This window comes from Marinobacterium aestuarii (genome assembly GCF_001651805.1).
GTDB classification, from domain to species: domain Bacteria; phylum Pseudomonadota; class Gammaproteobacteria; order Pseudomonadales; family Balneatricaceae; genus Marinobacterium_A; species Marinobacterium_A aestuarii.
Genome location: NZ_CP015839.1, coordinates 2665304 through 2677680, shown reverse-complemented (window position 1 = coordinate 2677680; position 12377 = coordinate 2665304). Strand labels below are relative to the sequence as shown.

At 57.2% G+C, this 12377-nt stretch carries 10 protein-coding genes and 1 pseudogene; 5 read left to right on the top strand and 6 right to left on the bottom strand.

Annotated elements, in window-relative coordinates; all coding sequences use genetic code 11:
- Nucleotides 1–20 precede the first annotated feature (20 nt).
- Nucleotides 21–890 carry a D-hexose-6-phosphate mutarotase gene (locus A8C75_RS11765; protein ID WP_067382375.1) on the top strand — a complete coding sequence of 290 codons (870 nt, stop codon included), beginning with the start codon at nt 21–23 and terminating at the stop codon, nt 888–890.
- 3 nt (nt 891–893) lie between these two features.
- Nucleotides 894–1772 carry an aldo/keto reductase gene (locus A8C75_RS11760; protein ID WP_067382372.1) on the top strand — a complete coding sequence of 293 codons (879 nt, stop codon included), beginning with the start codon at nt 894–896 and terminating at the stop codon, nt 1770–1772.
- Between the two features lie 186 nt (nt 1773–1958).
- Here the strand turns inward: A8C75_RS11760 and A8C75_RS11755 are convergent, their stop codons facing one another.
- The gene (locus A8C75_RS11755; RefSeq protein ID WP_120785190.1) at nt 1959–2660 is read right to left on the bottom strand and encodes a DUF3047 domain-containing protein; all 702 of its coding nucleotides are present in this window, start codon (nt 2658–2660) and stop codon (nt 1959–1961) included.
- A gap of 130 nt (nt 2661–2790) precedes the next feature.
- Entirely contained in the window at nt 2791–4227 is a 1437-nt protein-coding gene (locus A8C75_RS11750) for a hypothetical protein (RefSeq protein ID WP_067382368.1), read from the bottom strand.
- A gap of 366 nt (nt 4228–4593) precedes the next feature.
- Between A8C75_RS11750 and A8C75_RS11745 the strand changes: the two genes are divergently transcribed.
- Nucleotides 4594–5028, top strand: coding sequence for a VOC family protein (locus tag A8C75_RS11745; RefSeq protein ID WP_067382366.1), 435 nt, complete (start codon nt 4594–4596; stop codon nt 5026–5028).
- Between the two features lie 157 nt (nt 5029–5185).
- Here the strand turns inward: A8C75_RS11745 and A8C75_RS11740 are convergent, their stop codons facing one another.
- Nucleotides 5186–5644: a YHS domain-containing (seleno)protein gene (locus tag A8C75_RS11740; protein ID WP_067382363.1), complete on the bottom strand. Its 459-nt coding sequence runs from the start codon at nt 5642–5644 to the stop codon at nt 5186–5188.
- A 252-nt stretch (nt 5645–5896) separates the two neighbouring features.
- Between A8C75_RS11740 and A8C75_RS11735 the strand changes: the two genes are divergently transcribed.
- On the top strand, nt 5897–7186 hold the full coding sequence (locus A8C75_RS11735; protein ID WP_120785189.1) for a tyrosine-type recombinase/integrase: 1290 nt from the start codon (nt 5897–5899) through the stop codon (nt 7184–7186).
- A 133-nt stretch (nt 7187–7319) separates the two neighbouring features.
- The gene (locus tag A8C75_RS11730) at nt 7320–7820 is read left to right on the top strand and encodes a hypothetical protein (RefSeq protein WP_067382360.1); all 501 of its coding nucleotides are present in this window, start codon (nt 7320–7322) and stop codon (nt 7818–7820) included.
- 350 nt (nt 7821–8170) lie between these two features.
- On the opposite strand, the gene A8C75_RS11725 is transcribed toward A8C75_RS11730, so the two are convergent.
- The 3 genes and pseudogenes from A8C75_RS11725 to A8C75_RS11720 form a co-directional block, all read right to left on the bottom strand.
- Nucleotides 8171–9958, bottom strand: coding sequence for a pentapeptide repeat-containing protein (locus A8C75_RS11725; RefSeq protein ID WP_067382357.1), 1788 nt, complete (start codon nt 9956–9958; stop codon nt 8171–8173).
- A gap of 182 nt (nt 9959–10140) precedes the next feature.
- A complete protein-coding gene (locus A8C75_RS23955; RefSeq protein WP_257737054.1) occupies nt 10141–10392 on the bottom strand; it encodes a cation:proton antiporter regulatory subunit in 252 nt (83 codons plus the stop codon).
- A 54-nt stretch (nt 10393–10446) separates the two neighbouring features.
- Nucleotides 10447–11325: pseudogene (locus A8C75_RS11720) on the bottom strand (ATP-grasp domain-containing protein); the annotation flags it as partial.
- Between the last annotated feature and the right edge of the window lie 1052 nt (nt 11326–12377).

Sequence of the window (12377 nt, the reverse complement as noted above, 5' to 3'; positions counted from 1 at the left end):
GCCAGGAATGAGGACATAAGATGAATCAGGAACTCACAGCTCTGCTGGAGGCTATGCCGGACGGCGTGCAGGATGCCAATCTGCAGGGCTTCTCGCTGCTGCTGATTCGCAAGCCCTGGGGTGAGCTGGTGCTGTCGCGCCAGGGCGCCCAGGTAGTGCATTTTCGCCCCAGTGGGCAGTCGCCCGTACTCTGGCTGAGCGACAGTCTGCTGCCGGCGCCGGCGCCGATTCGCGGCGGTATTCCGCTGTGCTGGCCCTGGTTTGCCGCCCATCCGGACGATGCTTCCAAACCCTTCCATGGCCTGGCGCGCACCGCACTCTGGGATATAAATCTGCAGCAGTGCAGCGATACCGGCGTCAGCCTGGCCCTGCAACCTGTGACCGCGCTGGAGTCTGGTCTGGTGCCGCGGGTGCTGGTTGAGGTCAGGGAGCGGGCGCTGCACGTCAGCATTGATACGCTTAACACAACCGATGGACCTATACTGCTGACCCAGGCGTTGCACAGCTATCTGGCAGTATCTGATGTGCATCAGGTGGAGCTTGAAGGCTTGCAGGGCTGCGAATACCGCGACAAGCTGCAACAGGGCGCGTGCGTTCTGCAGAGCGAACCGCTGTTTATCCGCGCCACCACGGATCGCATCTATAGTCATGATACGGTCACACAGGTGCAGGACACTGGCGCGCAGCGCAGCCTCAGGATTGGCAAGTTTGGCAGTGGCTCAACCGTGGTGTGGAATCCAGGTGCAGCGGCCGAGGCTATGGTCGATGTAGGGATGGCGCAGCAGGCGGCCTTTGTCTGTGTTGAGGCTGCGAATACCTACATTGATCCCGTTCAGCTGTTGCCTGGTCAGCACCACCGTATTGGGACCCTCATATCGATTGTGGAGTAGAGCATGGCAGAGTTGAACAGTGCGGTAGACACACCGCTGGTGCTGGGGATGATGCGTCTGCATGAGCGCAAGCCGCTGCACGATCCGGCGGCGCTGGCAGGCTGGATCGAGCGGCGTGTCGAGCAGGGGCTGCACTGGTTCGACCATGCCGACATCTATGGTGATGGCCGTTGCGAAACACTGTTTGGTGCGGCGCTTGCGCAGTCGGCAGAACTCAAGTCCAGGGTTCGCCTGATCAGCAAGGCGGACATTATCAAGGTGCCGCGAGACGAGTCACCCTGGAATGTTACCCATTACGACAGTTCACCTGACTACCTCGAAGCTTCGGTCAATGGCAGCCTGCGTCGCCTGGGGGTTGAGCGGCTGGATATGTTTCTGCTGCACCGTCCCGACCCGCTGATGGATGTCGGGCCTACGGCGCGGGCGCTGGAGCGCCTGCTGCAAACAGGCAAGGTCGGCCAGATTGGCGTCTCCAACTTCAACCCGCCACAGTGGCGCCTGTTACAGCAGGCCCTGGGCAGTCGCCTCAGTTGTAACCAGCTCGAATTGTCCCTGCGTGTAAGTGCGCCCCTGTTTAACGGCACCAGCGAAGCCATGCAGCACGACGGTTTGCAAATGCTGGCCTGGTCGCCGCTGGCTGGCGGTCGACTGGAGGAAGAAGGGCTTGGCGTGCTACTTAATGAACTGGCGGAGAAGGCAGGTTGTGGCCCGGTCGGGCTGGCCGCAGCCTGGTTGCGTCGCATTCCCGGCGTGCCTATCCCCGTGATCGGCAGTCTGAATGAAGACCGTATTGCCGATGCGCTGGCCGGATGTCGCTATGAAATGCAGCGCTCGGACTGGTTCGCATTGCTGGAAATGACGCGCGGGCAGCGCGTTCCCTGAGTCTCAGAGCGGGGCCTGTTCGGTTGTTTTCACCGACATCAAATATGCCAATTGACCTTCGATTGCTCGTGTAAGCTTTTGTTTTTATTTATTAATTCCTTCCCCCGTCTTGTTTTTCAAACCGCCATCAAGCGCGGTCGGGCACAGCGTCGCGCGGTGCTGCCTAATCCTAGCCACCTCTTACCTCTATTTAGAAACGGTCTCGGTCGATGACTCACTGAACCAGATATCGCCATACCAGGCCTTGGCCGACTGACCCGTATTGTCGGTGTCGGTCATGATAGCGACCGCCGCCACTGGGCCAGGCTCCTCTCCAAACAATCGACGGTAGTCGGCACGCACATCCCGAACCTCACTACGCCATTGTCCCGCCGGTGTCTCGGCGGATTGAACCGCAATCATGCGGGCATTGCCGGTATAGGCATTGGGCCACTCGCTGCCGGTTGCCTGATGGCTGGACCACACATAATTCAGTGCCCGGGTTTTCCAGAAAAAGACACCGCCAGAAAAGACCACATAGATACGTGCCGGGTAGTCATCGCCGGCCTTGGTGCGCTCATCGACCCCCTGTAACAGGTTGTCGACCTTCCAGGACCAGTGCAGCCAGGGTGTGGCATTGAGGTCTAGGTCGACCTTGCGAAACAACCCCGATGCGCTGCCCTGGCTGCGTGCCCCGAGCACAGTGCCGCGCTCATGGTCGGTTTCGAGCTGATAGTCGGTGGCGCCGGAGAACTCTTTTGCCTCCCAGTGCTTCAGCACGCCTTGGGAGAACTGTCCCACGTCCAGACGTTCGGCGGCGACGGTGACTGCGGCTGATACCAGCAGAGCAGCGACCAGTATCCGTGGCAGCAGGGGGGCTGATGGGTGATGTAGCAACAGGGTGATCATGGGTTATGGGACTCGTTAAACCAGTGAGGGTATCAGATAGGGGCCGTCGAATCGGGGTGGTTGAACCGACAGGGCAGCCCCCGGCAGTGTGGTAGCCAGGTTCTTAAATAGCTGCGCAAGGGCGGCGTGATTATCGCTCAGGGGCCCGTTCAAACAGTGAGGGTATCAGATCAGGGTCGTCGAAATGCCGACGGCCGACAAAGGCTACCGCATGGCGACCCCACTGGCGCATGGCGCCGGGGGAGCGAATTCCCATGGGCCAGAGGATAAAGCGCTCCGGCCTTTCGCTACCGGCCACCAGGCCGTGGTCACCGAAGAAACTATGGTGACCCTCGGCACTTGGCAGTGTAAGCAGGCTGGCATAGTCCGCGACGACAAGCGGGTGACCGCGATGGGTATCCTCCAGCGGATAGACGCGCTGGATGAAATGCCGTTGATGCTCAAGGCGCACCACCAGAGGCCCCGGTGGTGCGGGTTGCGGTACCAGTGGCGGTTCAAATCCAGTTTCCGGAAGGTCGGTGCGCAGTTGCAGTGACGCGGTAGGAAAAAAACTGTGGTAACAGCCACAATTGTGAATGCTGTCGTACAGCAGGGGCTGCAAATCGGGCCCCAGGGTAACGCGCCAGGTCAACCCATCGAAACGCCCGGCATAGATATCTTCGCCCGGGCGGGCCTGAAACCAGATGACATAATTCAGCTGCAGCAGCACCTCGTCGCCAAAACGGGTGTAGGACGGCTGTTGATACTGGGTCGCTGTGCCGGTATCGAAAGCAGGGCCTTCATCCCAGGCCGGGGTGCCGATGAGGTCGTTGGTATCCGCCACGTCCAGCTCCCAAACCGGGGAATACCGGGCAAACAACTGTCCCAGACGCTCAGGGGCAAGCCTGGGAATGCCCAGGTCATCGCGAGTCAATGCGTGCGGACTATCGGTTTGCACTGAGGTCTCTTCCCGGGCGCGCGGGGGCGAGGCGCTCCAGCGCCTCAGTTGTCCGGCAACGGTTAACTGGCTCAAGGGCTGGCCAAAGGTGTTCCTGGCGTCGTCGTGCCAGCGCCGGACGCGATGCAGCACCAGCGCAGCACTCAGCGGATAGAGCCCCGCGACGCGCCAGGCGCTGCGGTAGTCATCGGGTACCGAAGCACCCTTGCGTAAATGTTGGAGTTGCCCGGGATGGTGCAGCAAGCCTGCCACCAGACGGGTGCGACACTTATCAAGCCGCGCATTTAACAGTGCAGGCTTGATCTCTCGCCCGGCGCCTGCAAGGTTGGACAGCTCCGGCCGCCTGGCCTGTGCATCCAGCTGTGCCAGGTGTTGTATCCAGGTTTCGATTTGTGCAGGGGAGTCCAGCTGCGGGCCAAAGGATGCCAGAAAGCGATTGATGCGCAGATAGGGGAAGCCGCTAATCCGGGCCAGACCCTGATGGCGCACGCCGGCCTGATCGATATGGGCGTCTGTCTGTTCAAACAGCCACTGGCACTGCGCCAGTGGACCGGCATCGAGTCCGGGTGGGGGCGGAGCTGTTACCGGCACCAGAGTACAGCCACTGAGGGCCAGCAGTAACAGCAACATTGCCAGCGCCGGCGAGCGCCGCTGTGGCGCAAGACGCGGGAGGGCTTCAGCAGAAAACCCAGAGCAACCGAAGCCTGCAGAGCGGGTCACTGCGGTGGGTGTAATGGTTTTGGGAGTAAAGCATTTCACGGTTAAGCCCGATAGCCTGCTGGGTAAATTTTAGCTCCTTTGCGCGTCCGTCGTCTGTACGCCCGGACGCTCCATAGCGGGTCAGTAACTGGTGTTTAGGTGTCGTATTCTAGGCACTGGTATGAAACGGCCAGAACAACTATTGTATGTGGGCGAAAACTGGAACTCGCGCGACACGGATAGCTGATCTGAACCTGAGTACGAAAACAATAAATATCGCAGCCAGGCAGGACCAACATGAACAGACAGAGTTATATCAATCTGCCCGTGAAACATCTGGAACGGGCCGTCGACTTCTTTACCCACCTGGGGTTTGGCTTCAACCCCCAGTTCAGCGACGCGTCGGCGACCTGCATGGTGGTTTCGTCACAGATGAGCGTAATGCTGCTCAGTGAAGCGCGCTTTCAGGCCTTTTCCCCCAAAAATATCTGTGACAGTTCCACCTTTTCCGAGGTGCTGATTTGCCTCACCTGTGAAAGCCGTAACGAGGTGGACGACCTCGTAAAACGTGCATTGCAGGCGGGGGGCCGTACCTATAATGAACCCCAGGATCACGGCTTCATGTACGGTCACGGTTTTCAGGATCTGGATGGACACGTCTGGGAGCTGATCTATATGGCACAGGAACATATGCAGGACGCCCAGGTGGAGCTGCAGCAGCAGACCGGCTAGCGTCAGGCGCGCAGCTTCCAACCTCAAAGCAGCTCCGAGCCGCATCAGCGGCTCGGAGTCATTTCAGTGAGCCCGGCCCCATCAAGACGCCGGCCAGCAGAGGCGGGTGTAATCTTGCTACACCAGGTCTTCGCGGTACAAAATCCTGCAGGCAGTATCAGCGTATTTTGAGGGCGTCCCAGACGCTGTCGGCTTCAGTCTTGTAGCGCTGCCAGTTACCGCTGAGCCAGCGTTGGCGCCCGCGTTCGGCATAAAACAGAAACAGCTGATCACCGAAAAACTCCCATACAGTGCCATTGGTTGAAATCAGGCCTTCACCCAGACTCAGGGCGTTGGCGCAGTGACCGTTGTATTCAGGCCGGTAGCGCTCTGGATCAGCGGCAAAGCGGTCGGCCGACGCCTGGGAAGCAAAGCGCCAGAGGGCGCCTTTCCATTGCACCTCGAAGCGCTCTTCACCTGCGACCTGGCGGTGACTTTGCTGTGTGGCTTCGTCATGGTAAGCCACGGTATCGTGGCCGCCGATGGCAGTTGCATCCCAGCGGCTGGTGCTGACCGCCTCACTTGCTGGCACGCTGGCAGCGAAGAGTAACAATACGGCTGCAATGAGTTGGCGCATGATCGACCTGCCTGTTGTTATGGGCTCTGCTGTTATGGATTCTGTGGTGATGCACTGCTGACTATCGCCCCCTGGGCCTGTCCAATATATCAGCTCAGCCTGGCTTTATGTGCGAGCTGGCCCTTCGCCGTATCAGGCGCCAGGACCTGGTGGTTCTGAATGACGCGAAGTTCTTAGCAAGGTAATATCTTAGAACTATTATTTAACTATATGATTTAATAGTTTTCTTATCTGCTCTCTACGGAATTTTCGATGATCGAGATGCCGCCGGCCATGCCGCTGTTTGACGGGATTGCGCATGTGGAAGATGCCAACGCCCATGTAAATCAGTATCTGACCCGCGTGATGCTGGAGTCGGTGCCGGATGCGGGCTTCGTCTACGAGCTGGCGCTGGAGTGGTTGCTGGAGCAACGCCACAGCGAGAACAACTACAAAACCTACCGCAGCGAACTGACGACCTTCCTGCAGTGGTGTTTTGATGTGGCAAAGATCTCCCTGGCGGACCTGCGCCGTCAGCACATGAATCGCTATGTCGAGTACTGCATGCACCCGCCGGCCGAGTTGATTGCCTACCGTAACGTGGCGCAGTTTGTGGTGTCGAAAATTCTGGATGAGCGTGTACCCAACCCGCTGTGGCGGCCCTTCCTGGGCAAACGGGAGCAGGGCGAAGTCTTGCCCTATCGCATTACCGAGAAGGCCCTGAAAACCAAGCTGGCAATTCTGTCGTCCTTCTTTGGCTACCTGATCCAGGAAGAGTATACCGAGCGCAATCCGGCCCTGATGCTGATTAAAAATGGTCGCTACAAGGCGGGCCCGGCAAACTCGATGAGCGATGCCGAGGAAATGAAGGCCTTCACCGAACTGCAATGGTCTTACGTGATGGAAACTGCCGAACAGTTGGCCCATGCAGACCCTGAGCAGCATCAACGCACACGATTTCTGATCAGCCTGATGTATGCCTGCTACTTGCGCATATCTGAAGTCGCCGCGCGCCCAGGCTTTGCACCTGTAATGGGGCAGTTTCGCCGCGACAGCAAAACCTCGGTCTGGCTGTACTTCATACCCCACAGCAAGGGTGGCAAGAAACGCACGGTGGCGGTCTCCAGAAAACTGCTGAGCGCACTCAGGCATTACCGCCGCTACCTGGGGCTTGATGACCTGCCGTCACCCGCTGACAATACGCCGCTGTTCATTCGTCACCGGGCCGCGGGGCGAGGGCGGGATGTTGGCCTGCTGAACGCCAATCTGGGTATCCGCCAGCTGCGCGAGGAAATCAATCATGTGATTGAACTGGCCGCGGACAGGGCAGAGAAGGATGGCTTCTCCCAGGATGCCCGCGAGATGCGTACCATGACGCCCCACAGCATTCGCCACACCGGCATTTCCCACGATATCAATCTCAATGGCAGGCCTTTGTCCCACGTTCAGGCGGACGCCGGGCATGACAGTATTGAAACCACGTCGCAATATCTGCACACCAGCCGGGCCGAACGCCATGAATCGGCCGAGAACAAGTCGCTCAACCGGTTGCTGGGGGATTAGCAGTCGTCGATGCCATCGAAGAATTCGTTGTGCCAAAGCGGTAAAGTCACACAGCGGCACAGCACGGCAATCTCCTGCCTGGTGTATGGGCGCTGCATCGCCTGTATAGCCGAAAATACAAGGAGTTCGAAAAATGAAAACGATCTTCTGGGCCGTATCAGTGACGCTTGCCACTGTTGCGATAGTCGCCTCGTTGTACCTGAACACCATTCTCGGCCTGTTCGGGCTGGCGACAACATCTATTAACGCGCTTCAAGAGCTTCGCAGTTCAAAGCAGGTGGTTGAGCAAATGAAACAAAGGCACCAGGGGAAGAAGGTGTCGGCCTCAAAGAGGTTAGTGAAACGATCAACCAAACGCATTGGTAGCACACTATTGGCGGCCGCTACAGTCGGAACGGTTGCGGTAACCGCTGTCATGGTCGGTCTCGAAGTCGAAGATTATTGCGATGAGAAACAATCGCTGCATGAAGATGCATCGATTCTGTACGGCACCGGCAGTGCATTCGATAGTGAGCAATGCTTCGACGAAGGAAGGGAAGAGCTGGTCCGCCTGGTGCTCGATGCAAAAAATGCTTCCGTTGACAGGGTGTTAAGTACTTTCAGGGCCAAAGCGGATGATCGTTCTGACCCGTAATTCGTGATTCGCGAAATCGAAAGGCAATGCTGCCGTACCGATCGCTAATACGGAAAACAGCCTTGCGGCCTGCAAGCAGGAAAAGGATGGGCCCGAGATCCCCAAAAAGGATCTCGGCAGCTTTACGCGATACTATGAGTTGTTGCTTCGTGAAAGCGATGGCGGAAACGACGATAACCTTGATCTCTGCATTGAACTCTCTCTGGGCAGACAATCCAGCGTACGCTGATGCGACGGAAGCACACTAAAGGCTGACTGGGGTTCGCCCGCTGAGGTCAAACAGGACTTTCGCAACGCCAGCATACTTCAGCCAGCACCGCTGATTAGCTTGCAGCCCCGGAAAAAGGCGCTTATTCGGGCGCTATGGCTTCGAAGCGAGCGAGCCTTTCAAACGCCTTGCCTGGTGGTGGCCAGGGCAGGCCCTGGGCCTCCCGCCAATAGCGCCAACGGCCATAGAATGCTTCGCCCAAATTTTCGCGAGGCCAGTGCCTGGGCCAGTCCCAGCCGTCTGGCAGCGTGACCGAGCCATCGCCAAAGGCTGAGATTATCTGGTCAGGCACAAGGTTTGACATCTCTATACAATTCACAGAGCTGAAGGCCGCGCCGCTGAACGTTGCAGCTTTCACATCAGTGGATGCGAACTTTGCCCGGCTGATGTACGCCCCCGCCAGCTGTGCCGCGCGGAGATCCGCGCCCGCCAGTCCTGCCTCGAAGAGATCCGCCCCGTCCAGTTTTGCCGCCTGAAGGTTCGCCCTCATCAGCGCTGCCCCGCGGAGGTTCGTCCCCTCCAGCTCTGCCCAGGTGAGGGCCGCTCCCGTCAACTGTGCCGAGCGAAGATCCGCGCCCGCCAGTCGTGCCGCGCGGAGGTCTGCCCCGTTCAGCTTTGCGGCTCGTAGGTTCGCCCCCTCCAGCTCTGCCTCGAAGAGATGCGCCCCCTCAAGGTCTGCCTCCCGGAGGTTCGCGCCTTCCAGCTTTGCTCCGCTGAGTATCGCCCCCGTCAGCTGTGCTGCGTGCAGATCCGCTCCCTCCAGCTCAGCCCAACTCAGGTCCGCCCCGGCCAGTCGTGCCCTGCGCAGATCCGCCCCGACGAGCGATGCAAGGACCAACATGGCGTTTCTTAAGTCGGCTTTCCTGAGGTTTCTGGACTCGAGGGCGTTGATGGCAGCGCGGCGCTCGATACTCCACGCGTTGTCGAAATTTCTATCAAGTGTGTGCACGTAAGTTTTGCAATCGCCAGGCAACTCCCACTTAAAACACCATTTCTTGCGGGCATCGACCACATGGAGTGGCGTTGCAGTGTCCCACTCAACATAGGGCCCACAGACCTCCATTGACAACCCCTGTTGACGGCACCACTGGACGCGGAACTGGCTGCGGTGGACGTCGTATTCAAGGAAGCCAGGGGGGCGGAGCACGATTTCCACTTCCGTCAGATCGGCGGGCCAAAGTGTAAAGCTATCGCGGATAGCTGCCATCCATGCGGGCGCCACCCGATCGAACACGCTGATCGGCCAAACCTCCCTGCTATCCTCGGTAGCAATCCAGGAGATGGTACCGATTGGAAGTGCCAGGGCGGTGATCAATATGACCTCTACGAGATGCCAGCTGCCGCCACCATAGGCCCGGTGCAGTCGCAGATACGAAAAAGCCGAGAGAATGCTCTGAAAGAGGGCTGTAAGCGCGATTACCAGAGCTGTACCTATGACGAGTGTCGTGCGCTCGTCGTGCGCAGGGAAGGAGCGAAACCAGAAGACGATCAGCGTCGCGGGCCATGCCACGAAGACCAATGTGAAGACAACGATGTTTGAAAGCCAGCTGAGCGCACGGTCAGCTGTGCTGTCATCGGTTCGCAACCACAATCCGAAGTCGTTGATGAGCCAGGGCGCCACGTGCTCCGCCAGCGGCTTGCCATCAATCCTGGCGGCAGGCACTGAGAGCGCTTCCCAAAGCTTTAAAAGCTGGAAGTGGAAATAGACAAAGAGAGCGGTACCCAGAGCAGGTGCGAACAGGAAGAAGCTGGACGTGGGAATGGAGGCGTTGACGATTGGCAGCTGCGTATGTCGGCTATCGATAAAGAAGTCCGCGTCCTCGACCCCGAGAAGCGTGATTATGGCAAAGGCAAAGTAACCGAGCAGCATGAACCACGCAGGGCGTGCTGCGTGGGAGAGCTCATTGATGCGAGCAATAGCGGCCGCCCCTGTGTCGTTTCGCGGGGGCGTCGAGTTCGCTCTACGGCGACGTGATGCAATGTGCTGTTCGTGACGGCGCCGAAACGGGCTGGGCATCTGAGCATCCTGCCTTTTTCATAGGCCAAAGATGATTAGATGTCAGTATCCAGCGGCTTGACCTTCGGTTTTCTTTTGCGTCTGGTGTTTGCCGGCACAAGCGTTCGCATGGAATCCAGTTTACCGAAACAAAGCAGTTTGTCGCCTGGCTCCAGTACGCGGGAATATTTTGGATTCGGGATGGCCTTGGCATCCCGGTACAGCGTCAGTACGTTAATATCCTGCTCTAATAACCCCGAATCCGTAATGGTTTTTCCTATGAATTGAGACTCCGGCGGCACATATATTTCGGCGACACCGTAGCCACGGCTTACGGTCAGGCGCTGGCGGACATCGATTTCGGGGAAGTCTACCTGAGCGGCGATGTAATCAATGATAGCTCCGGCAATATCCAGCTGAGTGCAGCTTTCGATGCCTTCCAGGCCCGGCGAGGAGTTTACCTCCATAATCTGGGGGCCATCTTTGCCTTCGAGCATGTCAACGCCGGCCACCTGCAGCCCCAGGATCTGCGCTGCTTTAACGGCCGTATTTTTATACTCTTCGCTTAGCTCAACAGCTTCAGCCACGCCGCCTCTGTGTACGTTGCTTCGAAACTCCTGTCCTTGCGCCACACGACGCATAGCAGCGACCACCCGGTCACCGACAACCAGTGCGCGAATGTCTTTGCCTTTACTTTCGGCGACAAATTTTTGTACCAGCACGTTTTGTTTCTGGCTTTGCAGTAATTCAATAATCGCCTCAGCAGACTTGGTCGATTCGGCCAGCAGGACGCCAATACCCTGGGTGCCTTCAATGAGCTTGATAATAACCGGCGCATTACCCACACGCTCTATGGCGGGGAGGACATCCTTTTTATCGCGTACGAAGTTGGTTTTCGGAATGCCAAGGTGATGGCGACTCAAAATCTGCAAGCTTCTCAGCTTGTCCCGGGAGTTCAGAATGCCGTGCGCCGTGTTGGCGCAATAAACATCCATTTCCTGAAACTGGCGAACGACAGCCGTTCCATAGTAGGTGATAGAGGCACCAATGCGGGGCAATACCGCATCATAATGGCTAAGCTGCTGCTGTCGGTAATAGAGATCAGGAGAGCCACGATCAAGATCGATCGCAAATTTTAAGGTGTTAAGTACTTTTACCTGATGCCCACGGGACTCGGCAGCTTCTTTTAATCTGCGGGTGCTATAGGAGTTTGGTCCACAGGAGAGGATAGCGAGCTTCATAACATGGCCTAATCATTCACCTGATAGGGCCTTTAAGCATAGCAAACATCGATAAAATCGTGGCTGATGAGCAACAATCACGGCAAGCTTGGGGCTCAGGGCATTTTCGATGCCTGCAAGCAGGCGAGGGCGGGCCAAAATCTTCAAACAGGATATTGGAATCTTTACACGATACTACGAGTTCATGTGACAACTCATTGATTGTGAATATGAAAATCTGGAAAGGCTGAGTCTCTACGGGCGTCATTTGCGGCCGTTGTTACGGATGACGTTGATCTCAGCAGCGTCATCGACATGCTGATACAGTCAGCAAAATCCTAGTGCGGTGACCAAGGGCGGCAGGGCAAATTACCCACGATACGTATTCTGTATTTTTTGACTATACCTCGCCTTATACATGTAGCTATGCCGATAAACTACGTTATCGGCATAGCCATGCATCTATTTGTTTTTATTAGAGAAAGTAACCAGGGAGTACTCCCGTGCGCAGGGTCGTGAAGATTTCTATTTCATGGACCCAGCACCAGGTAGCCACTACTTATGATGGGCTCATTTGCCTGCAACAGGCTCCATACCTGAAGTCGCATCATTTCTGCTTGAGACATCATGGGGCTCCACTGGCTGGCAGTGCAGCTTCGAGCAAATGACTCCGACGCAGCAGAAAGGCCTGAGGATCTCCAATGCGGGTGCCTGGGCTCAGGTAATCGCTGCGAAAACGGCAAGTCGAATCCTGGGAGCTATATAGAACATCAGCGTGCCAGCTAGCAGCGCTGCCAGTGGCGACATCGTAACGCTAATCAGCGGAATGCCTTCGTGCGCTGAGCCGCGCTGAACGGGACTTGGTCCGCAAAGAAGTATTCTTGGCGACTCTCCGCACGGTGCCGAGCGAAGCTGTCGAGCTTCATCCTGACTGCTCGCAAATTCAGCTGGGCAGTCAGGATGCAGCGCTGACTGAGAAATGATGTAGCGCCATATCCGGAAACTGAAGTAAGCACTGACCTTACAAATTGAGCCTTATATATAACCAATATTAACTACGCATAATGTATATT